Genomic DNA, 25,266 nt, shown 5'->3' on the forward strand with positions numbered 1-25,266 from the left:
CACGGCGTAGATAAAAGAAGCTGGAAGCAAAACTCCAAGGCAAGGCGGTAGACTGATTTTCGTTATCGGAGCGAGCATAGCCCGACCGCGGGAGTGTGTCTGAGCCAACAGCTGTTTTTGCTGTTGGTGAGTTCGCGGAAGCGGTCGGAGATAGGCGGCGCAGCGCAGATAGAAAATCATTCGTGCCGGCATTGGAGTTTTCTTCCAGCTTCTTTTTAAACTAACCTAAACAAGAATTAATTATCATCCTGGTCAGAGGTTGCCATTGTATATACAGAACGTTTTCTGGCCATTTCATCACTTTCCAGATACTCATCGTATGTGGTGATCTTGTCGATGATAGAACCGTTTGGCATAAATTCAATGATACGGTTAGCAGTTGTCTGTACAATCTGATGATCGCGGGAAGCGAAGAGCAGTACACCTGGGAATTTGATCAGACCGTTGTTTAATGCAGTGATGGACTCCATATCCAAATGGTCAGTTGGCTCATCCAGAATCAGCACGTTAGATGCCTCAATCATCATACGAGAGAAGAGTACACGTACTTTCTCACCACCGGAGAGTACACGCATTTTTTTGACACCATCTTCTCCCGGGAAGAGCATACGTCCAAGGAATCCACGTACATAAGTAGCATCTTTGATCTCAGAGAACTGTGTCAGCCAGTCTACAATGATCAGATCTGTATCAAAAATTTTGGTATTGTCTTTCGGGAAGTAGGACTGACTTGTTGTTACACCCCATTTATAAGTTCCTTCATCCGGCTCCATCTCTCCTGTGATGATTTTAAATAAAGTAGTTTTAGCCAGCTCGTTGCTTCCGACAAAAGCAATTTTATCCTCACGGTTTACGATAAAGGACACGTTATCCAGGATTTTTACACCGTCAATGGTTTTACTTAAGCCTTCTACCAGAAGTACTTCATTACCAATCTCGCGGGATGGTCGGAAATCGATGTACGGATATTTACGGCTGGAAGGTTTGATCTCATCCAACTGGATTTTTTCCAGTGCTTTCTTTCTGGAGGTAGCCTGTTTGGATTTGGAAGCGTTTGCGGAGAAACGGGAGATGAACTCTTGTAATTCTTTAATCTTCTCCTCTTTCTTTTTGTTTGCTTCTTTCATCTGTTTTACCATTAACTGGCTGGACTCATACCAGAAATCGTAGTTTCCGGCATAAAGCTGGATTTTTGCATAGTCAATATCAGCGATATGCGTACAAACTTTGTTTAAAAAATAACGGTCATGGGATACTACAATGACAGTATTTTCAAAGTTGATCAGGAATTCTTCCAACCATGCAATAGCATCGAGATCCAGGTTGTTGGTCGGCTCATCCAACAGAAGAATGTCTGGATTCCCGAATAAGGCCTGCGCAAGCAGGACTTTAACCTTCATAGGACCCGGCAAGTCTCCCATAGTAGCGTAATGGAATTCTGTGTCGATTCCAAGACCGTTCAGCATAGTAGCAGCATCGGATTCAGCATTCCATCCGTCCATGTCAGCAAATTCAGCCTCGAGTTCGCTGGCACGGATACCATCTTCATCTGTGAAATCTTCTTTCATATAGATAGCATCTTTTTCTTTCATGATTTCATAGAGACGTTTGTTTCCCATGATGACAGTATCAAGTACGGTATAGGCATCATACTTGAAATGATCCTGCTGCAGAAAGGATAGTCTCTGACCGGCAGTGATGGAGATATCTCCGTTTGTCGGTTCAAGCTGTCCGCTTAAAATTTTTAAAAATGTTGATTTTCCGGCACCGTTGGCACCAATCAGACCGTAGCAGTTGCCCTCTGTAAACTTTATGTTTACATCTTCAAACAACGCTTTTTTACCGATTCGTAAAGTTACATTATTTGCACTGATCATAAATTCTTCTCCTTGATTTCTTTATTATAATGTGTTTTGTTTCTAATAATTTACCTCTGGTATTGTACACAAGATTACATATAAAAGCAAGGAAAACATGTGGGAAGGATGATTTTTGCTTTTAAGAAAAGATTTGTAATATACAGTAGCAGATTTTTATAAAGAGAAAACCAGATTTTGTGATAAGGCATGATAAAAAATATACGGTGGAATCTGAATGATTATGAGCAGGTAGGGTGTGGATTTTTGAATATTTGTTTTAGATGAAAAGAATTCAAGGTAGACGTGAATAAGTTGATGGATAAGATTGTATGCAATATTATACGCATGGGGTTCTTGTATTCAACAGAAAAGTAGGTTACAATACGGTTATCACGTTGGGAGTTCGCAGGGCATTTCCTGGCAAACTTGCAGCGTTAGTCACAAAAATGGACTCAGAAAAAAACAAAATTGTATTGAAATATGTACAATTTTGGGATATACTGATGTTGCTTTTTTGTGAAATTATTGTAAGATAAGGGTAAAGCATTGTTAACTAATTAACAAGACTAAATCAAAAGAATTTAGGAGGAATGGAAATGAAACGTTCTATGAAAACCATGGATGGTAACCATGCAGCAGCTCATGCATCATATGCATATACAGATGTTGCAGCTATCTATCCGATCACTCCATCATCTGTAATGGCAGAAGCAACAGATGAATGGGCAACCCAGGGAAGAAAAAATATCTTTGGACAGACTGTAAAAGTAACAGAGATGCAGTCCGAGGCAGGTGCAGCTGGTACTGTACACGGCTCTCTGGCAGCAGGTGCTCTGACAACTACTTATACAGCATCTCAGGGTCTTCTCCTGATGATTCCAAACCTTTATAAAATTGCTGGTGAGAGATTACCAGGTGTATTCAACGTGTCTGCACGTACACTTGCAAGCCATGCATTATGTATCTTCGGTGATCATTCTGATGTCTATGCCTGTCGTCAGACTGGTTGCGCAATGCTTTGTGAGTCCAGCGTTCAGGAAGTAATGGATCTGACACCGGTTGCTCATTGCGCAGCAATCAAAGGAAGACTTCCGTTTATCAATTTCTTCGATGGTTTCCGTACATCTCATGAAATTCAGAAAATCGAGACATGGGATTATGAAGATCTGAAAGATATGGTAGATCTTGATGCAATCAACGCATACCGTCAGAGCGCATTAAATCCAAATCATCCATGTCAGATGGGTTCTGCACAGAATCCGGATATCTTCTTCCAGGCAAGAGAGGCATGCAACCAGACTTATGATGATATGCCTGCAATTGTTCAGGAGTACATGGACAAAGTTAATGAGAAACTTGGTACAAACTATAAATTATTCAACTACTATGGTGCAGAGGATGCTGAGAAAGTTATCATCGCTATGGGTTCCGTTTGTGAGACAATCGATGAGACAATCGATTATCTGATGGCAAAAGGTGAGAAAGTAGGTCTTGTAAAAGTACGTCTGTACAGACCGTTCTCCGCAGAAGCTCTGATCAACACTATCCCGGATACTGTAAAACAGCTTATCGTTCTTGACAGAACAAAAGAGCCAGGCGCTATGGGCGAGCCACTTTACCTTGATGTAGTTGCTGCATTAAAGAATACAAAATTTGATCAGACACCGATCTTCACAGGACGTTACGGACTTGGCTCCAAAGATACAACACCTGGACAGATTATCGCTGTTTACAACAATACAGAAAAAGAGAAATTCACAATCGGTATCGTTGATGATGTTACCAACCTTTCTCTGGAAGTTACAGAGCATCCGGTTACAACTCCGGCTACAACAATCAACTGCAAGTTCTGGGGACTTGGAGCAGATGGTACTGTAGGTGCTAACAAGAACTCCATCAAGATCATCGGTGACAATACTGATATGTATGCTCAGGCTTACTTTGATTATGATTCCAAAAAATCAGGTGGTGTAACAATTTCCCACTTACGTTTTGGTAAAGATCCGATTCGTTCCACATATCTGATCAATAAAGCAAACTTTGTAGCATGTCATTGCCCGGCTTATATCCACAAATACAACATGGTTCAGGATCTGGTTCCAGGTGGAACTTTCCTTCTGAACTGCTCATGGGATATGGCTGGACTGGAAGAGCATCTTCCGGGACAGGTAAAACGTTACATTGCTGAGAATGATATTCAGTTCTATACAATTGACGGTATTAAGATCGGTAAAGAGATTGGACTTGGCGGACGTATTAATACAGTTCTTCAGTCTGCATTCTTTGCACTTTCCAACATCATTCCGGCTGACAAAGCAAACGAACTGATGAAAGCAGCTGCAAAAGCTACTTATGGTAAAAAAGGTGATAAGATTGTACAGATGAACTACGATGCAATCGATGCTGGTGCTAAAAACGTTGTTAAGATTGAAGTTCCGGAAAGCTGGAAGACAGCAGGGGAGGAGAGCCTTACAGGTGCAGCAGCAACAGGCGCTCGTCAGGATGCAGTTGATTTCGTAAACAACATCCAGAAGAAGATCAATGCTCAGATGGGTAACACATTACCGGTATCTGCATTCAAAGATTATGTAGATGGTTCCACACCGTCTGGTACATCCGCTTATGAGAAACGTGGTGTAGCAGTAGATGTTCCGGTATGGGATGTAAATAAATGTATCCAGTGTAACCAGTGTTCTTATGTCTGCCCGCATGCAGCAATCCGTCCGGTTGCTATGACAGAGGCTGAGGCAGCTGCAGCTCCGGAAGGAATGCAGTACAAAGATATGACAGGAATGCCGGGATACAAATTTGCTATCACAATTTCCGCATACGATTGTACCGGATGTGGTTCCTGTGTAAATGTTTGCCCGGATAAGATCCAGGCAATCACAATGCAGAACTTTGAGGCTAATGAAGCAGAACAGGCTTACTTTGATTATGGTGTAACTGTTCCGGATAAAGCAGAAGTTATTGCTAAATTCAAAGAGAATTCCGTAAAAGGATCTCAGTTCAAACAGCCGTTGCTTGAGTTCTCAGGTGCTTGTGCTGGTTGTGGTGAGACACCATACGCAAAACTGATCACTCAGTTATTCGGTGATAGAATGTACATTGCAAACGCAACAGGATGCTCCTCTATCTGGGGTAACTCTTCACCGTCCACACCATACACAGTAACTCCGGAAGGAAAAGGACCGGCTTGGTCAAACTCCCTGTTCGAGGATGCTGCAGAGTTTGGTTATGGTATGCTTCTCGCTAATAATGCATTAAGAGGTGCATTAAAAGAGAAAGTAGAAGATGTTGTTGCAAACGGTACAAACGAAGATGTAAAAGCTGCTGGACAGGAATGGTTAGATACTTACGGATGTGGCGTTACAAACGGACCTGCTACAGACAAGCTCATCAAAGCTTTAGAGGCATGCGGATGTGACAAAGCTCAGGAAATCCTTGCTCAGAAAGACTTCCTTGGAAAGAAATCCCAGTGGGTATTCGGTGGTGACGGATGGGCTTACGATATCGGATTCGGTGGCGTAGACCATATCCTTGCAAGTGGTAAAGATATCAACGTAATGGTATTCGATACTGAGGTATATTCCAATACAGGTGGACAGTCTTCTAAATCTACAAACATCGGTGCAATCGCTCAGTTCGCAGCAGGTGGTAAAGATGTTAAGAAGAAAGACCTTGCTTCCATCGCAATGAGCTATGGTTATGTATACGTAGCACAGATCGCTATGGGTGCTGATATGAACCAGTGTGTGAAAGCAATCGCTGAGGCTGAGGCATATCCGGGACCATCTCTGATCATTGCATACGCTCCATGTATCAACCATGGTATCAAGATTGGTATGAGCAAAGCTCAGACTGAGGAGAAGAACGCAGTAGCAGTAGGTTACTGGAACAACTTCCGCTTCAATCCGGCTCTGGCTGCTGAAGGCAAGAATGCATTCACTCTTGACAGCAAAGCTCCAAGCGGAGATTACAAAGCATTCCTGAACGGTGAAGTTCGTTACAATGCTCTTGTAAGACAGGATCCGGAGAAAGCAGATCGTCTCTTCGAGAAATCTGAGGAAAATGCAAAAGCAAGATATGCTTACCTGAACAAACTCGTAAAACTTTACGGTACAGAGGAGTAAGATATTCTGTTTTTGTAAATACTAGGAATAGTTATAAGAGGTGTGTCACTTTGGTGGCACGCCTCTTTTGTGATTTAGAAAAATAAAAAAGGTTGATGTTGTTTCATAAATTGGTTACAATGGTACAGAATGAAAGGATGAAATAGATGAAATTAAAAGAACATAAGATCGACAGCGTTGAACCGGGAAGTATCGCGGAAGAGATGGGAATTGAAGCGGGTGATGTTCTGCTTGAAGTGAACGGAAAGCCAATTCAGGATGTTTTTGATTATCATTTTCTGATTAACGATGTGCTGTTGACCCTACTGATTCGTAAACCAAACGGAGAAGAATGGGAACTTGAGATAGAGAAAGATTATTATGAGGATCCAGGGATCGTTTTTGAAAATGGTTTGATGGATGATTATAAATCCTGTTACAATAAATGTATTTTTTGTTTTATTGATCAGATGCCTCCAAATATGAGAGAGACTCTGTATTTTAAAGATGATGATTCGCGATTGTCCTTCCTTCAGGGAAATTATGTGACATTGACAAATATGAAAGAAGAAGATGTAGAACGAATCATTACGTATAAGCTGGCACCAATCAATATATCTGTGCATGCGATGAATCCGGAATTGCGCTGTGAGATGCTGCATAATCGTTTTGCAGGAGAAGCGTTAGACAAAATTCGTCGATTTTACGAAGGCGAGATTGAGATGAATGGTCAGATTGTTCTGTGTAAAGGTGTAAATGATGGTCCGGAACTCGAACGAAGCATCAAGGAACTGGCAGAGTATCTTCCATATATGCAGAGTCTGTCAGTTGTGCCAGTCGGATTGACAAAATTTCGTGACGGATTGTATCCTTTGAAACCTTTTGGAAAAGAAGATGCAAAGGAAGTACTGAAAACCATTCACAAATGGCAGAAAATCTGTTTCGAGAAACATGGGACACATTTTGTGCAGGCTTCGGACGAGTGGTATCTGCTGGCGGAAGAACCGTTTCCACCGGAGAAAAACTATGACGGATATATTCAGCTGGAAAATGGCGTAGGCATGATTCCACTGTTGGAAAGCGAATTTGACCAGTGTCTGGCGGATGAACTGGTAGAACAGGCAGATGGATTTGAGCAGAGTATGGCTTGGGACGAACTAAATGATTCTAAAACTGTTGAAAATGAAAACCTGGATGAGCTGGAAACAGAGAACAAAACTTACCGTCGTGTGGTTTCTGTTGCAACAGGGAAATCTGCAGCAGGACTGATGCGCAGACTGGCCGATAAATTTATGAAACAGCATCCGGATATTAAAGTGATCGTGTACCAGATCCGAAATGACTTTTTCGGCGAGATGATCACAGTTTCCGGGTTACTGACTGGAACGGATCTGAAATCCCAGCTGACCGGGAAGGAACTGGGTGATATGCTCCTGCTTTCCGGCAACGTACTGCGAACGGGAGAGGAAGTATTTCTGGATGACGTGACGCTGGCAGAATTGGAAAATGCTTTACAAGTGCCGATTCATATTGTAAAATCAGACGGGCAGTGTCTGTATGATGGCATGCTTGGCAATGTTTAATATTTCGCAAAGCGAATAAAGGTAACTTGAAAAATACTTACATTGATCATAAAGCAGGATAAAATGAAAACCTGCATAAGAAGTGTAAGCAGATTCTGAAATAGAGAGATGAGGGATAAAAATATGAGTAAACCGGTTGTTGCGGTTGTGGGACGTCCGAATGTAGGAAAATCTACATTATTCAATGCCCTGGCAGGAGAGCGTATTTCCATCGTTAAGGATACACCGGGTGTCACAAGAGACCGTATTTATGCAGATGTAGAATGGCTGAACCATTCATTTACTATGGTAGATACCGGAGGTATTGAGCCGGACAGTAAAGACGTGATTTTGTCACAGATGCGTGAGCAGGCAGAGATTGCTATTGCTACCGCAGATGTGATCGTATTTATGACTGACGTACATCAGGGATTGGTGGATGCAGATGCAAAAGTGGCAGATATGCTGCGCCGTTCCCATAAACCTGTCGTTCTGGTTGTCAATAAAGTAGACAGCTTTCAGAAATACATGGCGGATGTATATGAATTTTATAATCTTGGAATCGGTGATCCAATGCCGATTTCTGCAGCTTCCCGCCTGGGACTGGGTGATATGCTGGAGGAAGTAGTAAAACATTTCCCGGATACAGCCAAAGAAGAGGAAGAGGATACAAGACCAAAGGTTGCCATTATCGGAAAACCAAACGTTGGAAAATCTTCTCTGGTAAATAAACTGGCAGGTGAATCCCGTGTGATCGTATCTGACATCGCAGGAACTACCCGTGATGCCATTGATACAGCGGTAAAATATAACGGAAAAGAGTATATTTTCATTGATACTGCTGGGCTGCGCCGTAAAAACAAGATCAAAGAAGAAATTGAGCGTTACAGTATTATCCGTGCGGTAACAGCTGTAGAACGTGCGGACGTTGTCATCCTTGTGATTGATGCGACAGAAGGTGTGACTGAGCAGGATGCAAAAATCGCCGGAATCGCTCATGAGCGTGGAAAAGGTATTATCATTGCTGTAAATAAATGGGATGCCATTGAAAAAGATGACAAGACTATTTATAAGCATACAAATAAAATCCGTGAGATCCTAAGCTTCATGTCCTATGCAGAGATCATGTTTATTTCAGCAAAAACAGGTCAGCGTCTGAGTAAAATGTATGAAATGATCGACATGGTTCTGGAAAACAATGCAATGCGTGTGGCTACCGGTGTCTTAAATGAAATTATGACCGAAGCCGTAGCAATGCAGCAGCCTCCTTCTGACAAAGGAAAACGTCTGAGACTTTATTATATTACACAGGTTGCGGTGAAACCACCGACATTTGTTATTTTTGTAAACGATAAAGAACTGATGCATTTCTCCTATACGCGATATTTGGAAAACAGAATCCGTGACACCTTTGGATTTAAGGGCACGGCATTGAAGTTTATTATCCGTGAGAGAAAGGAAGACAGATAAATGGTAGTATTTCGAATCGTAAGTATTCTTTTAGGCTACCTGTTTGGACTGTTTCCGACTGGTGTGTTATATGGAAAAGCACATAATGTGGACATTCGATCCAGGGGAAGTGGAAATTCTGGCATGACAAATTCACTGCGTGTCCTTGGATGGAAGGCCGGCGTGGTTGTGTTTTTGGGTGACTGTTTAAAAGCAGTGGCAGCAATGGCAATCATCTGGGGAGTGGCAAGAACCCGTTACCCTGATGCGGTGAAATTGCTGGAACTGTATGCCGGATTTGGCGCTGTCCTTGGTCATAACTTCCCTTTTTATATGAAGTTTAAGGGAGGAAAAGGAATTGCAAGCAGCGTTGGAATTGTGTTTTCTTTTGACTGGAGAATGGTTCCAATCTGTGCAATTTTATTTTTTTCATCTGTAGTTCCAACGGGATTTATGTCTCTTGGTTCCCTTGGAATTATGAGTGGATTTTTTGTACAGACCATTGTGTTTGGGCAGATGGGATGGCTAAAGATCGCCACGCAGTTTCTGCCGGAGACCTATGTGCTTGCTGGTATATTGACGGCACTGGCATTCTGGCAGCATCGCGCAAATATCAAACGTCTGGCAACCGGAACGGAAAATAAGTTCCGCCCGGCGAAGAAAAGTGAGTAATTACATAAAAAAGATATATGATAGTATAAATATGGAGGCGGAAAAATGGCAGAAATAGGTGTAATCGGTGCCGGAAGCTGGGGAACAGCACTGGCGATCGTTCTGGCTCATAATGGACACAATGTAACCGTGTGGTCTATTCTGGAAGATGAAGTGAAAATGCTCACAAATGAACGAGAACACAAAGACAAACTTCCAGGTGTAAAAATACCGGAAACGATTTCATTTACAACTGATCTGAAGGCTGCGGCAGCAGGAAAAGAGATGGTGGTACTTGCGGTACCTTCACCGTTTACAAGAAGTACGGCACATAATCTGGCTGAGTTTATCACGGAAGGACAGCTGATCGTTATTGTTTCTAAAGGTATTGAAGAAAGCACATTGATGATCCAGTCTGAGATCGTAGAGCAGGAGATTCCACAGGCAGATGTGGCGGTCATGTCAGGCCCAAGCCATGCAGAGGAAGTGGGACGTGGATTGCCGACAACTGTTGTGGCTGGTGCACATACAAAGAAATCTGCAGAGCAGGTACAGACATTCTTTATGAATGAGGTGTTTCGTGTATACACAAGTCCGGACATGTTGGGAATTGAGCTTGGTGCTTCTCTGAAAAATGTCATTGCGCTGGCGGCAGGTATGGCGGACGGACTGGGATATGGAGACAATACAAAAGCAGCATTGATCACACGCGGAATCAAGGAAATCAGCCGCCTGGGAGTGGCAATGGGCGCAAATGCAGAGACATTAAATGGCCTGTCAGGTATCGGAGACTTGATTGTAACTTGTGCCAGCCGTCACAGCCGTAACCGTAAAGCCGGTATGCTGATCGGACAGGGCTATACCATGCAGGAAGCGATGGATGAAGTAAAGATGGTTGTGGAAGGTGTTTATTCAGCGAAAGCAGCTATTGCGCTGGCAAAAAAATATGATATTGACATGCCGATTATTGAGCAGGTAAATGCAGTATTATTTGATAAACAGACAGCGAAAGATGCTGTGATGGAACTGATGTTGCGTGACAAGAAAGCGGAGCATGAGGATATTCAGTGGTAACGCCTGTGTTGTCACAAAATTGTGAAAAAATCAAAAGCAGGAGACTGTAAAGAGGAGAAATCAGGATGCTGATACGATGTGCAAAATGTGGAAAAATGTATGATTATGATAAATACAATGGTATTTGCCCAAATTGTGCGCGGTATAACCGACCGGACAGCCGCGAGGATATGGAGCAGAGTCTGCATGATAAATATGATACAGGATCTGATCCACGTCAGCATGACTGGTATCGGGAACCTCAAAATACAGTCAAGAAGGAGAAACAATCTTATACATATCAGAGTTTTGGCGAACAGGCAGCTGAAAATAGCAATACGTTGAAGCGGGCAACCCATCAGACGCAGGGATGTAAAAAGTCGGCTTTCATGCCAGCTGTTATTGTTCTGGTGGCTGTACTTGTGGCTGTGCTGATAGGGGGCACAGTGCTTTTTGCGACCTTGGGTCCTGCAATTACAGACGATTGGGATGTGAATGACCAGGGTTACGATCAGGCGGAAGAGACTATTGATCCGGAATATCAGAATCGAGTTTATGTGGATTATGCCTGGACAGATTGCCTGGGAGATGATCTTGACGACGTGGATTGGGATGATTATGTAAATGATTATTTTACGGAAGCGACGGACGGAGAACTGGCACAGCTTTCAGAACTTACGGCAGAACCCGGAATGACGTATTATCTGATTTCTCTGGATATTAGAAACAACCTGCCTGATTCATACAGCTTATCTTATCTGACGGAAAATATGCTCAGTTTCTGGTCGGACGAAGATATGGATGGAAATCCAGATGAATACTATGAAATCGAAAAACTGTTTACCATCAGCCATCCAGAGACGGAGTCAATGGATGATAACTATGTGGAGGTTCTGATAGCGGTACCGGATGATCTGGAAGATCTTTATGGAGCCTGTGTTTTGAATGACAATGCAGAAGAATTTGGCTGCTATCTGGATGAATAAATTGTATAGTAAATTACAGAGATAAAAGAAAAGGCCTGATGTCTGCAGTGGATACCGGGTCTTTTTCTCTCAGTAAAGAAATTTATTCCTGTAAAAATGTAAGTGAAAACAAGCTTATGATAAAAGAAAGTGGAGGAAATTATGATGGAAAATATTCGTATCAAATATTTTACGGACAAAATTGACAAATTGGAGTATATTGACGGAAAATCTGACTGGATCGATCTGCGTGCAAGTGAAACCGTTGAGATGAAAGCAGGAGAGTTCAAACTGATTCCACTCGGAGTTGCAATGGAATTGCCGAAGGGGTATGAAGCTCATGTGGTACCGCGCAGCTCAACTTTTAAAAATTATGGATTACTGCAGGTAAACAGCTGTGGTATCATTGATGGTTCTTATTGTGGAGATGAAGATATGTGGCGTATGCCGGTGTATGCAACCCGTGATACCGTGATCAATGTAAATGACAGAATATGTCAGTTCCGTATCGTGGAGAATCAGCCACAGATCGTATTTGAGGAAGTTACATCCCTTGGAAACAGTAATCGCGGCGGTTTTGGAAGCACTGGAAAACAGTAAATCGGATGTACACGAAATTATATGACAGATGTGAAAATATTGTTCGTTAAATCGTCAAAAAAATAAAGGAATGCATCGTCGTAATGATGAAAAATTGTAAGACATGAACAAAAAACTGTCAGAAACACCAAGGTTTTGATGGTAATTTTGTTAAAATACATGATGACAAGAGCAAATAGATTTGTTAAAATAACAACATAAACAAAGCAAGAAGTTTTGTGGAGAATTATTTTATGGAGGGTAATTAAAAATGGCAGAATTATCATTAAAACATATCTATAAGAGATATCCAAACGGGTTTGAGGCTGTAAAGGATTTTAACCTTGATGTAGCAGATAAAGAGTTCATTATTTTTGTTGGACCATCTGGATGCGGTAAATCTACAACACTTCGTATGATTGCTGGTCTGGAAGAAATCACAGAAGGTGAATTCGATATCGACGGAAAGAGAATGAATGACGTTGAGCCGAAAGACAGAGATATTGCTATGGTATTTCAGAACTATGCATTATATCCTCATATGACCGTATATAATAATATGGCATTTGCGTTAAAATTAAGAAAAGTTCCAAAAGATGAGATTGATAAAAAAGTTCGTAACGCAGCAAGAATTCTTGATCTTGAAAAATTGCTGGATCGTAAACCGAAAGCTCTTTCCGGTGGACAGAGACAGCGTGTTGCCATGGGACGTGCTATCGTGCGTGAACCGAAGGTATTCCTGATGGATGAGCCGCTTTCCAATCTGGATGCAAAATTAAGAGTACAGATGCGTTCTGAAATTTCATCCTTACATCAGAGACTTGGCGCAACTATCATTTATGTAACACATGATCAGACAGAGGCTATGACACTTGGTACAAGAATCGTTGTTATGAAAGATGGCGTGATCATGCAGGTGGATTCTCCGCAGAAACTTTACAATGAGCCAAACAATCTGTTTGTTGCAGGATTCATTGGATCTCCACAGATGAACTTTATTGACTGTGTATGTAAGGTTGAGGGAGATAAAGTTACTCTGACAAATGGTGATACTTCTTTCGTAATGCCGGAGGGCAAAGCTAAAGCATTAAAAGATGGCGGATATGATGGAAAAACAGTTGTATTTGGTATTCGCCCAGATGATATGGATGATTATCCGGAGTACATCGAGAAACATGCCGGATATGCAATCAAAGCAAAATGTACCGGTTATGAGCTTCTTGGTTCCGAAGTATTACTCTACTATACATACAACGGTGCTACAATGACTGCTAAAGTTGATTCCAGTACACCGTGCCGTTATGGTGATGATGTAACTGTTGCTTTTGACATTAACAAAGGACATGTTTTCGATAAAGAGACAGAGCAGGTTATCTCTCACTAAGGGCAATACGTCGAAACGATAATTGTTTTGGAAAAATGAAACTGGGTATGGATACATACCCAGTTTTCTTGCTTAATAGGATTTGGGTGTTAAAACATCCAAATTCTATTAAGTAAAAGCACTTCTTTATAGGGAAGAATCAATCCCTGTCAGATTATGCGAATGTTTGAGAATTGGAGGTATCAAAAGACAGTTATGGAGGCACGTGTATCCGGAAAAAAACTCATGCAGGCGCTGCAGGAAATGAAGGAGATTTCCAGAATGGAATTTGTTCTGTATGCAAAAAAAGGAAAGCTTTTGGCATCTACCTGCTCGGAGCCGGAGCAGAAAATTCAGGAATTTGTTGTACAGTTTGGAAAATCCATGGCAGAAAGTCAGACGATACAGAACTGGATTTTCCTGAAAATTGAAATCAATGACCGCACGGAATTAATCCTTCTGGTGAATAAAAATGGCAGTAACGATTCCTCTTATGTGATAGGACGTATGGCATCCTGCCAGATCCGAAATCTGTATCTGGCAGCCAGAGAACCGACCAGTGAATCAAATTTCCTGCGGAAACTGATGAAGGGAGAATACAGTGAACAGCAGATTCGGGAGCAGATGTATGAGGTACGATTGAAAAATGCCTCTTATATGCTGTATGTAATCCGATTTTCCGGAGAGCAGGATCAGATTGTTCTGGAAACATTGAAAAATCTGTTTGTTGTTTATTCTGTTGATTTTCTCGTGGAAATGGACGATACGCATATGGTTCTGGTGAAAAATATTCTGGGAATCGATGCAGAATATGATACTTATGCGCGCAGGATCATTGACAATCTGCAGTCAGAGGCAATGGTAAATGCATGGGTGGGATATACCGATCTGGCAGAAGACCTGACAGAATTGCATGAATGTTACCGACAGGCCTGCACAGCACTTCAGGTAGGAACCGTATTTTACGAGGAAGAGCGTGTCTTTTATTACCGGCATCTCGGCCTTGGACGTCTGATCCAGCAGCTGCCAAAAGATCTGTGTGATCTGTTCTTACAGGAAGTCTTAGGGGAACAGGCAGATCTTGATATGGATGAAGAGACGCTGACAACGATTACGCATCTGTTTGATAACAATTTGAATATTTCAGAGACTGCCAGACAGCTTTATATTCATCGAAATACATTGGTCTATCGTTTGGAGCGGATTGAGAAAAGACTTGGTCTCGATATTCGTACCTTTGAAGATGCAATGCTGTTTAAAATTGCCATGATGGTTCGCACCCACAGAAATGCAATCGGCGGTTGCCAAATAAAACATGACGTGGTAGAATAAGAAACTGCCCAGTGACAGGTGGTCGCTGGGTACTTACACGTTTATTTCAAGTTGAATCAATAAAGGGTATAGGAGCAGAAACCGAGTATGAATATAGACAAAAAGAAAAAAGTCTGGGTGGTGGGACACAAGAATCCGGATACTGATTCTATTTGTGCAGCCATTGCTTACGCAAACCTGAAAAAGCAGGTGGATGAGAATCGTTATGAGGCAAAACGCGCCGGTGAATTGAATGAAGAGACAAAATATGTGCTGAAGACATTTGGTGTGAAGTCTCCGGGACTGATCACAGATGTGGGCGCTCAGGTAAAAGACATTGAAATTCGCAAGACACCGGGCGTTAGTGGAAAAATTTCCCTGAAACGTGCATGGGAAATGATGAAGGAACAGAACGTTGTTACACTTCCGGTAACAGATAAAGAGAATAATCTGGAAGGACTGATCATTACCGGAGATATTGCAACATCATATATGGATGTGTATGACAACAGCATTTTATCCCGTGCAAAGACACAGTACCAGAACATTGTGGATACACTGGACGGAATCATGCTGTGCGGAAACGAGCATGCGTATTTTACAAAAGGAAAAGTAGTGGTTGGATCTGCAAATCCGGAGACTATGGAGCAGTTTTTGGAGGATGATGACCTGGTTATCATGGGAAATCGTTATGATGCACAGGTCTGCGCACTGGAATCCAATGCAAGCTGTATTGTTATTGCAGGAAGTCCGCAGGTTCCGAAGACCATTGTGAAAATGGCAGAGGAGAGAAACTGCGTACTGATCACAACCGATTATGATACTTACACAGCAGCACGTCTGATCAACCAGAGCATGCCAATTAAATTTTTCATGCGCAGAGAGCAGTTGGTTACATTCGAGACAGAGGAATATATTGACGAAGTCCGTGAAATCATGTCCAAAGAGAAACATCGTGATTTTCCTGTTCTGGACGAAGATGGCAAATACATAGGTATGATTTCCAGACGTAACCTGTTGAATATGAAGAAAAAACAGGTGATTCTGGTGGATCACAATGAGAAAACACAGGCGGTTGACGGTATCGGCGGCGCAGATATTCTGGAGATTATCGATCATCACAGAATCGGAAGTCTGGAGACCATGTCACCGGTATTTTTCCGCAATCAGCCTCTGGGATGTACTGCAACGATTATCTATCAGATGTATCAGGAACAGAATGTGGCGATCAATAAAGAGATGGCAGGTCTGCTTTGCTCTGCAATCTTGTCTGATACTTTAATGTATCGATCACCTACCTGCACACCGCTTGATAAAGCAGTAGCAGAGGAACTGGCACAGATCGCAGGTATCAATACTGAGGAGCACGCGAAAGCAATGTTCCAGGCGGGAAGTGATTTCGGGAGCAAGACGCCGGAAGAAATATTTTACCAGGATTTCAAAACTTTCAGTCAGGATGGGGTTGATTTTGGCGTAGGTCAGTTGAGTGCAATGACACAGGAAGAACTGGATCAGGTACGTGATAAATTGTTGCCATATCTGCGTGAAGCTATGGCAGAGCGTAAGATAGAAATGGTATTTGTAATGCTGACAAACATCATTGAGGAGACTACTTATCTGATCTGTGAGGGTGAAAATGCGAATGAACTGGTAGAGAAAGCATATCATGTTCATAAGGAAGGCAATTATCACATATTGAAGGGTGTGGTATCCAGAAAGAAACAGCTGATTCCAATGTTTATGTCAGCGATGCAGGAACAGTAAGAAAGGATAGAGACATCTATGGAAAGAGAATACTGGAAAGCAGGAAATATGCTCTATCCGGTACCGGCAGTGATGGTCAGCTGCCAGAGACCGGGAGAACGGCCAAATATTGTTACAATTGCCTGGGCGGGAACTATTTGTTCTGATCCGGCCATGGTATCGATTTCTGTGCGAAAAGAGCGTTATTCCTATGATATTATCAAAGAGACCGGAGAATTTGTTATTAATCTGACAACTAATGATCTGACATTTGCGACAGATTACTGCGGTGTAAAATCCGGCAGAGATGTGGACAAATTCAAAGAAATGAAACTGACTCCGAGCAAGTCGAAGACCATTGCGGCGCCGGGGATTGCAGAGAGTCCGGTAAGTCTGGAATGTAAGGTAAAACAGGTGATCGAACTTGGTTCCCACGATATGTTCCTGGCAGAGGTGACAGCCGTATCCGTAGATCCGAAATATATGGATGAAAAAGGAAAGTTCCATCTGAATGATATCGGTCTGACGGCATATTCGCATGGGGAATATTTCAAACTGGGAGAGAAAATCGGTTCTTTTGGCTATAGTGTGAAAAAGAAATAGTAGAAGAATTCTCAGAAAAGAAATTGGAAAAAATGTAATAAAAAAGCAGAGTGTTGTTATACGATCTGATTTTGCGTAAAATAAGTCAGATCAGAGAATATACACTCTGTTTTTTTACTTTGTCCGGGAACTTAATCATAAAAATAGTAAAGGCTATTTGATCAGAGTATCCATCAAGGCCTCATAGATATCAACATTGGATTTTTTCCAGTTGCGGCATACAGCCTCGGCCTGTGCACGGTTTTGGACACGCAGAGTCAGATCTACGATATCGGTACTCTGATCCTGAATACGGCAGCGTACATCGTAGCCGGAACCGGAAGCTTTGTAGTAATCTGCAAACACAGCAGTTTCTTGTTTGAGGTCGAAATGATGCGCCTGAAAATACATGCGAATGTCTTCCTTGATGGCATCGGAAACTTTTGTGTGGAAGAAACTGAGTGTCTGCATGCCATCCTCCGTCAGATGGTAACGGGTATTGTTGTGGGTAGATTCTGCAGTGATCAGATCTGCTTCAAGTAATCCCGTGATAGCTTCCTGAACTGTGAAATAATCCGTATATTCATTTTCCAGAATAAAGTTTGTGATCTGTGTGTTGACCAGTGGATATTCTACAATGTTCAGCATGTACAGGATCATGACGCGGTACATGATGTCCAGTTTAGTCATAGTATTCCTTTCCCTGCCAGGTGTTTCGCTCCTTAAGCCGTTTTCGAATGGTATTCAATACCCGTTTTTTGTCCGTACTCCAAAGCGGAGCTGTCAGCAGTTTGCGTGGACCATCTCCGGTGATGCGGTGGACAACCATGGATGCCGGGAGATGTTCGAGACAGTCAATGATGAATTCGCAGTAATCCTCCATGGAAAATAGAGGAAACGGATTCTGTTCATAATAATCTGCCAAATCCGTATCTGATAAAATATGCAGTAACTGCAATTTCACTCCAGAAATAGGAGAGTGAGCCACGTAATCAATAGTCTGCAGCATATCTGCGGTAGTTTCGCCGGGCAATCCAAGGATCACATGCGTGATAACCGGAATGTTGCGTGCTGCCAGGTCATTGACTACTGCCTCATAGCAGGAGAGGGAAAATTCCCTGCGGATAAAAGCGGCACTTTTTTCGTGGATTGTCTGAAGACCAAGTTCGATCCAGACGGGTTTGATCTGATTCAGTTCGGAAAGCAGTTCGAGAATTTCGTCGTTGATACAGTCCGGCCTTGTGGCAATGGACAGAACAACGATGTCCGGATGCCGGATCGCTTCCAGAAAAAGCGGACGCAGATAGGAGACAGGTGCATAGGTATTGGTATAAGCCTGAAAATAGGCGATATATTTGCGGCAGTTTGTTTTTCGTTCCAGTTTCTTTTTGCCGGATGCAATCTGTTCTGTTACAGAGAGCAGATGATCTTCCGCAAAATCACCGGAACCACCGCGGCTGCAGAAAATACAGCCACGGGTTCCCTTTGACCCGTCACGGTTCGGACAGGTCATACCGCCATTCAGAGAAATGCGATATACTTTTTCTCCGAATGTCTCTTTTAAATAAGTGTCCAGTGAATAATAACGATTCTGATCCATTCTGATTTTTTATGCCTCGATATGGGATTTGACAGCCTGACTGACCACATCAGCAACACGTGGATCAAACGGTTCTGGCATAATGAAATCTTCGTTCAGTTCATCGTCGCTGACCAGTCCTGCAATGGCTTTGGCAGCAGCGAGTTTCATTTCTTCTGTGATCTGGCGGGCATGTCCCTCTAAAGCGCCTTTGAAAATACCCGGGAAGGCGATAACATTATTTACCTGGTTAGGGAAATCGCTTCGTCCGGTTCCGACTACTTTGGCTCCAGCAGCTTTTGCCACATCCGGCATAATCTCCGGAACAGGGTTTGCCATAGCAAAAAGAATCGCGTCTTTGTTCATGGAAGCAACCATCTCTGCGGATACGATATTAGGAGCAGATACGCCGACAAAGATATCAGCGCCACGCAGAGCATCTGCTAAGGTACCGGTCTGATTCTCAAGGTTTGTAACCTCAGTCATTTTCTGCTGCATCCAGTTCAGACCCGGATAATCTTTTCCAATGATACCGAGTTTGTCACACATGGTCACATGTTTGAAACCGTAGGTGAGCAGTAATTTAGTAATAGCTACACCGGCAGAACCGGCACCGTTTACAACAACACGGCATTCTTCTTTTTTCTTGCCTGTCACGCGCAGTGCGTTGATGATTCCAGCCAGAACAACGATAGCTGTTCCGTGCTGATCATCGTGGAATACCGGGATATCCAGCATGGATTTTAATTTCTCTTCAATTTCAAAACATCTCGGTGCAGAGATATCTTCTAAGTTAATGCCGCCGAAGGTTGGAGCAATATTTGCAATGGTACGGATGATTTCATCAGTATCCTGCGTGTCCAGAACGATCGGAATTGCGTTGACATCTGCGAACTCTTTGAAAAGAACACATTTTCCTTCCATAACCGGCATGGCTGCCAGAGCGCCGATGTTTCCAAGACCGAGAACGGCACTTCCGTCGGAGATGACAGCTACGGTGTTTGCTTTCATTGTATAAGTGTATGCAGCGGACGGATCTTTTGCGATGACTTTACAAGGTTCTGCAACGCCAGGTGTGTAGGCGATTGATAAATCTTCGCGGGATTTTACCGGAGATTTTGCTTCTGTGGAAAGCTTACCGTTCCACTGTTTATGTAATGCTAATGCTTTTTCGTTTAAATCCATGTTTGTAGCTCCTTTGCAATCATTTTTTCCTGCTTATCATATCATCAAAAAAAACACAAATCAAGGAATTAGAAAAAATACTTCCTATTTATATGGAATTGGTGTATAATACTATTTTGTAATATGTATCAAAGTCGATTCTGACAGAAAACCCAAGGAATTAGTATAGAACAAACAGGTTACAAATAGATAGTTTACCGGAGGTTATAGATGAGAGAAAAATATGAAAGCTTATCTCTGGCTGTATTGCGGGATCTGGCAAAGTCAAGGGGACTGAAAAAAATTTCCACGCTGAAAAAGGCGGAGCTGATCGAACGTATGCTGCAGGAAGATGAAAAAGATGCAGCGGCTGCAAAAGAAAAAGCAGCAGAGGAGAAGGAAGAAGCAAAGAAAGAAGAAAAATCAGAAACAAAAGAAGGTACAGAAGAAGAAGAAGGAAAAACTGCGGGCAGAACGTATGTAAGAGAACGCGTAGAGCGTAAGCCGGGACGTTACAGCAGAGTAAATACACGTCGAGAGGACAGAGAGACCTCTGACAGCGAAGAAGAAAAGAAAACAGAAGAAGAACTGGAGCAGATCCGCAAGGATGAAGCTTCTCTGGATAGTGGAGAGCAGGCGAATGGTATTCTGGAGGTTATGCCGGACGGTTATGGATTTATCCGCTGTGAGAATTATTTGCCAGGTGACAATGACGTGTATGTGGCACCGTCCCAAATCCGTCGGTTTAATTTGAAAACCGGTGATATTATATGCGGGAACAAACGTATCAAATCCCAGGGAGAAAAATTCAGTGCTTTACTGTATGTCAGCACAGTGAATGGATATTCGCCATTTGAGGCAATGAAGAGAAAACCGTTTGAAGACCTGACACCTGTTTTCCCAAATGAGCGTTTGCGCCTGGAAACAAAACCAAACGAGACAGCCATGCGAATTATGGATCTGATTTCCCCGGTTGGTAAAGGCCAGCGTGGTATGATCGTGGCCCAGCCGAAAGCCGGAAAGACAACTTTGTTGAAGAAAGTGGCAACTGCAGTAAAGACAAATAACCCGGACATGCATATGATCATTCTGTTGATCGATGAACGCCCGGAGGAAGTGACGGATATTAAAGAAGCCATTGAGGGCGATAATGTAGAAGTTATTTTCTCTACTTTTGATGAGTTGCCAGAGCATCACAAACGTGTATCTGAGATGGTAATCGAGCGTGCAAAACGTCTTGTGGAGCATGGACAGGATGTTATGATTCTTCTGGACAGCATTACCCGTCTGGCAAGAGCCTACAACTTGGTTGTTCCGCCAAGTGGCCGTACCTTGTCCGGTGGTCTGGATCCGGCAGCATTACATATGCCAAAACGATTCTTTGGCGCAGCCAGAAATATGCGTGAGGGTGGAAGTTTGACTATTCTGGCAACTGCTCTGGTTGAGACTGGAAGCAAGATGGATGACGTAGTATACGAGGAATTCAAGGGAACCGGTAACATGGAACTTGTTCTGGATCGCCGATTGTCCGAAAAACGTATCTTCCCGGCCATCGATATCGTAAAATCCGGTACACGTAGAGAGGATTTACTTTTAGATAAGGAAGAACAGGAAGCTGTTTATATTATGCGAAAAGCATTTAACGGCATGAAGTCTGACGAAGCAGTAGAAAATATCCTGAATATGTTCGTTCGAACCAAAAATAATCATGAGTTCGTGGAACTTGTAAAAAAACGGAAATTTTTCTAAAAAACTGCTTGCAATAGAAAAAAACGCATGCTATAATGTAAAAGCTGTGTACCGTGAATGTGCGGTACAGAAAGATTAACAAGTTTATTGTTTTTCATAGACGTAAGTAGAATTACAAAGAAATTTGGTATGCGAGGTGAAATTAATGAGAGAAGGAATCCATCCGGATTATTATCAGGCAACTGTAACCTGTAACTGCGGAAACACATTCGTAACAGGTTCTACAAAGAGTGATATTCACGTAGAGATTTGTTCTAAATGCCATCCATTCTATACAGGACAGCAGAAAGCAGCTCAGGCACGTGGACGTATTGATAAGTTCAACAAGAAATACGGCTTAAAATAATAGTAAGATATGTGTGAAAATCAGGTTGAGGTTGCAAAATCTCAACCTGTTTTGTTAAGAGGAATTATTATGCGCTATTCTGGAATTGGCGGTCAGGCCGTCATGGAAGGTGTCATGATGAAAAACAAAGAGCGGTATGCGGTGGCAGTTCGCAAACCGGATCAGGAAATTGAAGTCATGACCAAAGAATATAAGGGAATTGTTCCGGGAGAAGTGTGGCAAAAGATTCCGCTGGTGCGGGGAGTGTTGAGCTTTATTGATTCCCTTGTGCTTGGAATGTCCACACTGATGTATTCCGCTTCTTTTTTTGAGGATGAAGAAGAATCAAACGGGAAGAAGCAGGATACCGCAGAGAAGAAAAAGGCAAAGGAAAATGCCATGATGGGCGGAACGGTCGTGTTATCGGTTGTGATGGCTGTGGCAATTTTTATGATCCTTCCTTATTATCTGTCGGTGTTGTGTTCCCGGTTTATAGCGAACGATATGCTTGTGGCGATGATTGAAGGAATTCTTCGTCTCGCAATTTTTATCGGATATATATTGCTGATCTCAAAAATGAAAGAGATTCAGCGTGTGTTCATGTATCATGGTGCAGAGCATAAATGCATTAACTGCATTGAGCATGGACTGGAACTGAATGTGGAAAATGTGCGGAAAAGCTCCAAGGAGCACAAACGCTGTGGTACAAGCTTTCTGATGTTTGTCGTGATTATCAGCGTGATCCTGTTTTTATTTATCCGTGTGGATTCTCATGTATTGCGTCTGGTGCTTCGACTGGCACTGGTGCCGGTGATTGCAGGCGTTTCCTACGAGCTGCTGCGTGCGGCAGGTCGCAGCGACAATCCGGTGATCAATCTGATCAGCAAACCGGGACTATGGATGCAGGGACTGACCACAAAAGAGCCGGATGACGACATGATCGAGGTCGGCATTGCGTCTGTGGAGGCTGTGTTTGACTGGAAAAGTTACATTGCAGAAATCCGTGCGGAAGAAGGCATTTCTGAGGAAAACGATACAGATAAAAACTCTGAAGATGCCGAGCAGAAAGTACAGGGGAAAAAGCCATGACATACCGGGAAGCGAGAATGCAGGCGGCAGAGAGACTGAAAGTTGCAGGTGTGGAAAATGAAGCGGCAGAAAGCTGGTTTCTTATGGAAACTGTCTGCCAGATCAGCCGTAGTTTTTATTTGCTGCATGAGCGTGATGAGATGGAGCCTGGACAGGAGACTGCTTATCTGGAACTGACGAAAAAACGCTGCCGGCGGATGCCGTTACAGTATCTGACCGGAGAACAGGAATTTATGGGACTGCCATTTGCGGTCAATGAACATGTGCTAATTCCACGTCAGGATACGGAAGTGCTGGTGGAAGAAGCCATTCAGATATTAAAAAGTGAAATGCCAGATGCGGATGTGTTGGATTTGTGTACCGGTTCCGGATGTATCGGAATCAGCATTCACTCCTTTTGCCCGGATACAAAAGTGACCGGTGCTGATATTTCGGAAGAAGCATTACAGGTGGCAAAACATAATGCATTACAGAATCAAGTTTCGGTGAACTTTGTTCACAGCGATCTGTTTTCTGGAATTTCCGGCAAATTTGATATGATCGTTTCAAATCCGCCTTACATTCCGAGTAAAGTGATTGATACACTGATGCCGGAAGTACGTGATCATGAACCGGTTGGAGCGTTAGACGGAAAAGAGGACGGGCTTTATTTTTACCGGAAGATTACCGAAGAGAGCGTTGCTCATCTAAATGATGGCGGCTATCTGCTGTATGAGATCGGATATGATCAGGCAGAAGCAGTCAGCGGATTTATGAAAGAACATGGATTTAATGATATAAAAGTGATTCGCGATCTGGCGGGACTTGACCGGGTTGTGAGAGGAAGGAGATAAACTATGTTTGACAGACTGGAAGATACACTGGTACGTTTTGAAGAACTGCTCAGCATGCTGAGTGAGCCGGATGTGGCAAATGATCCGAAACGTTTCCAGAAACTGATGAAGGAGCAGGCGGACCTGGCTCCGATCGTAGAAGCATACAAACAGTACAAAGATAATAAACAGAACATCGAGGACAGTCTTGCCATGCTGCAGGAGGAGAGCGATGAGGAACTTCGTGAACTTGCAAAAGAAGAACTGGCAGAGTCCAAAGAGAAAGTAGAAGAGTTAGAACAGAAATTAAAAATCCTTCTGCTTCCGAAAGACCCGAACGATGACAAAAACGTTATTGTGGAGATTCGTGCGGGTGCCGGTGGAGACGAGGCAGCACTGTTTGCAGCAGAAATCTATCGTATGTATGTACATTATGCAGAGAGCAAACGCTGGAAAGTTGAGACCATGGACGTGGAGGAAATCGGTATCGGTGGTATGAAGTATGTCAGCTTCATGGTAACTGGTCAGGGCGCTTATTCCTTACTGAAATACGAGAGTGGTGTACATCGTGTACAGCGTGTACCGGAGACAGAGTCCGGCGGACGTATCCATACATCCACTATCACCGTTGCAATTATGCCGGAGGCGGAGGAAGTAGACGTACAAATCGATATGAACGACTGTAAATTCGATGTATTCCGTGCATCAGGAAACGGTGGACAGTGCGTTAACACAACTGATTCCGCTGTTCGACTGACGCATATCCCGACAGGTATCGTAATTTCCTGTCAGGATGAAAAATCTCAGTTGAAAAATAAAGACAAAGCATTAAAAGTACTTCGTGCGAAATTGTACGATATGGAATGCCAGAAAGCACATGATGCTGAGGCAGAGGCAAGAAGAAGTCAGGTCGGAACCGGAGACCGTTCCGAGAAGATCCGTACTTACAACTTCCCGCAGGGGCGTGTGACGGATCATCGAATCAAACTGACACTGTATCGTCTGGAGTCCATCATGAATGGTGATATTCAGGAAATTATTGATGCGCTGATAGCAGCTGACCAGGCAGCAAAACTTGCGAAGATGAATGAAAATTAATTTATTATCACAGGGCAAAGCCTTTTATCCAGTTTTAGGGCAAAAGTTTTATCCAGTGAGAAAAACAGAAATCAGGTAGAAACGAGAAAAAAAGTAAGAATGACCTTGAGGAATTGTGAACTGCTTCCCGTCAAGTAGACAATTAAAAAATAAAAATATTTCTGCCACCAGTTTTTGCACATCTGGTGGCAGTTTTTATGCTACCAACATATACTGTTCGT

Annotated in this window: 20 protein-coding genes; 16 read left to right on the top strand and 4 right to left on the bottom strand. The window is 42.8% G+C overall.

Features of this window, described 5'->3' with window-relative positions; all coding sequences use genetic code 11:
* Nucleotides 1-236 precede the first annotated feature (236 nt).
* Complete coding sequence (locus Q0I54_RS09675) at nt 237-1,877, bottom strand: ABC-F family ATP-binding cassette domain-containing protein (RefSeq protein ID WP_296118307.1); 1,641 nt, start codon at nt 1,875-1,877, stop codon at nt 237-239.
* A gap of 578 nt (nt 1,878-2,455) precedes the next feature.
* Between Q0I54_RS09675 and nifJ the strand changes: the two genes are divergently transcribed.
* The 11 genes from nifJ (at nt 2,456) to Q0I54_RS09730 (ending at nt 17,250) form a co-directional block, all read left to right on the top strand.
* Nucleotides 2,456-5,992, top strand: a complete 3,537-nt coding sequence (gene nifJ / locus Q0I54_RS09680) for a pyruvate:ferredoxin (flavodoxin) oxidoreductase (protein WP_296118309.1) — start codon at nt 2,456-2,458, stop codon at nt 5,990-5,992.
* A gap of 146 nt (nt 5,993-6,138) precedes the next feature.
* Nucleotides 6,139-7,554 (top strand): DUF512 domain-containing protein, encoded by a 1,416-nt coding sequence (locus tag Q0I54_RS09685; protein ID WP_296118311.1) that lies wholly within the window; start codon nt 6,139-6,141, stop codon nt 7,552-7,554.
* 123 nt (nt 7,555-7,677) lie between these two features.
* Nucleotides 7,678-9,003 carry a ribosome biogenesis GTPase Der gene (der, locus tag Q0I54_RS09690; RefSeq protein WP_296118312.1) on the top strand — a complete coding sequence of 442 codons (1,326 nt, stop codon included), beginning with the start codon at nt 7,678-7,680 and terminating at the stop codon, nt 9,001-9,003.
* Entirely contained in the window at nt 9,004-9,654 is a 651-nt protein-coding gene (gene plsY / locus Q0I54_RS09695; RefSeq protein WP_296118314.1) for a glycerol-3-phosphate 1-O-acyltransferase PlsY, read from the top strand.
* 45 nt (nt 9,655-9,699) lie between these two features.
* Nucleotides 9,700-10,707, top strand: coding sequence for an NAD(P)H-dependent glycerol-3-phosphate dehydrogenase (locus Q0I54_RS09700; protein WP_296118315.1), 1,008 nt, complete (start codon nt 9,700-9,702; stop codon nt 10,705-10,707).
* A gap of 65 nt (nt 10,708-10,772) precedes the next feature.
* Nucleotides 10,773-11,672, top strand: coding sequence for a hypothetical protein (locus Q0I54_RS09705; protein ID WP_296118317.1), 900 nt, complete (start codon nt 10,773-10,775; stop codon nt 11,670-11,672).
* A gap of 144 nt (nt 11,673-11,816) precedes the next feature.
* Nucleotides 11,817-12,251, top strand: coding sequence for a dUTP diphosphatase (locus Q0I54_RS09710; protein WP_296118338.1), 435 nt, complete (start codon nt 11,817-11,819; stop codon nt 12,249-12,251).
* A 250-nt stretch (nt 12,252-12,501) separates the two neighbouring features.
* Nucleotides 12,502-13,614 (top strand): ABC transporter ATP-binding protein, encoded by a 1,113-nt coding sequence (locus tag Q0I54_RS09715; RefSeq protein ID WP_296118319.1) that lies wholly within the window; start codon nt 12,502-12,504, stop codon nt 13,612-13,614.
* A gap of 195 nt (nt 13,615-13,809) precedes the next feature.
* Entirely contained in the window at nt 13,810-14,925 is a 1,116-nt protein-coding gene (locus Q0I54_RS09720; RefSeq protein WP_296118321.1) for a CdaR family transcriptional regulator, read from the top strand.
* A gap of 87 nt (nt 14,926-15,012) precedes the next feature.
* Entirely contained in the window at nt 15,013-16,668 is a 1,656-nt protein-coding gene (locus tag Q0I54_RS09725) for a putative manganese-dependent inorganic diphosphatase (RefSeq protein ID WP_296118322.1), read from the top strand.
* Nucleotides 16,669-16,686: 18 nt separating this feature from the next.
* Nucleotides 16,687-17,250, top strand: a complete 564-nt coding sequence (locus Q0I54_RS09730) for a flavin reductase family protein (RefSeq protein WP_296118323.1) — start codon at nt 16,687-16,689, stop codon at nt 17,248-17,250.
* A gap of 153 nt (nt 17,251-17,403) precedes the next feature.
* Here the strand turns inward: Q0I54_RS09730 and Q0I54_RS09735 are convergent, their stop codons facing one another.
* Genes Q0I54_RS09735 through Q0I54_RS09745 form a run of 3 tightly spaced genes read right to left on the bottom strand, consistent with a single transcriptional unit; the run spans nt 17,404 to nt 19,993 of the window.
* Complete coding sequence (locus tag Q0I54_RS09735) at nt 17,404-17,919, bottom strand: DUF4364 family protein (protein ID WP_296118325.1); 516 nt, start codon at nt 17,917-17,919, stop codon at nt 17,404-17,406.
* The gene (locus tag Q0I54_RS09740; RefSeq protein ID WP_296118326.1) at nt 17,912-18,829 is read right to left on the bottom strand and encodes a TIGR01212 family radical SAM protein; all 918 of its coding nucleotides are present in this window, start codon (nt 18,827-18,829) and stop codon (nt 17,912-17,914) included. Before Q0I54_RS09740 ends, Q0I54_RS09735 begins: the two co-directional genes overlap by 8 nt.
* A 9-nt stretch (nt 18,830-18,838) precedes the next feature.
* Entirely contained in the window at nt 18,839-19,993 is a 1,155-nt protein-coding gene (locus Q0I54_RS09745) for an NADP-dependent malic enzyme (RefSeq protein ID WP_296118328.1), read from the bottom strand.
* Between the two features lie 210 nt (nt 19,994-20,203).
* On the opposite strand from Q0I54_RS09745, the gene rho reads away from it, so the two are divergent.
* The 5 genes from rho (at nt 20,204) to prfA (ending at nt 25,045) form a co-directional block, all read left to right on the top strand.
* On the top strand, nt 20,204-21,721 hold the full coding sequence (rho, locus tag Q0I54_RS09750) for a transcription termination factor Rho (protein WP_296118329.1): 1,518 nt from the start codon (nt 20,204-20,206) through the stop codon (nt 21,719-21,721).
* A 145-nt stretch (nt 21,722-21,866) separates the two neighbouring features.
* Entirely contained in the window at nt 21,867-22,067 is a 201-nt protein-coding gene (gene rpmE, locus Q0I54_RS09755; protein WP_021739751.1) for a 50S ribosomal protein L31, read from the top strand.
* 69 nt (nt 22,068-22,136) lie between these two features.
* Nucleotides 22,137-23,135: a DUF1385 domain-containing protein gene (locus Q0I54_RS09760; RefSeq protein ID WP_296118332.1), complete on the top strand. Its 999-nt coding sequence runs from the start codon at nt 22,137-22,139 to the stop codon at nt 23,133-23,135.
* A complete protein-coding gene (prmC, locus tag Q0I54_RS09765; RefSeq protein WP_296118334.1) occupies nt 23,132-23,968 on the top strand; it encodes a peptide chain release factor N(5)-glutamine methyltransferase in 837 nt (278 codons plus the stop codon). Before Q0I54_RS09760 ends, prmC begins: the two co-directional genes overlap by 4 nt.
* Nucleotides 23,969-23,971: 3 nt before the next feature.
* Nucleotides 23,972-25,045 carry a peptide chain release factor 1 gene (prfA, locus tag Q0I54_RS09770; RefSeq protein WP_296118336.1) on the top strand — a complete coding sequence of 358 codons (1,074 nt, stop codon included), beginning with the start codon at nt 23,972-23,974 and terminating at the stop codon, nt 25,043-25,045.
* The last annotated feature ends 221 nt before the right edge of the window (nt 25,046-25,266 follow it).

The sequence above is a fragment of the uncultured Eubacterium sp. genome, from assembly GCF_934295145.1.
GTDB lineage: Bacteria > Bacillota > Clostridia > Lachnospirales > Lachnospiraceae > Eubacterium_I.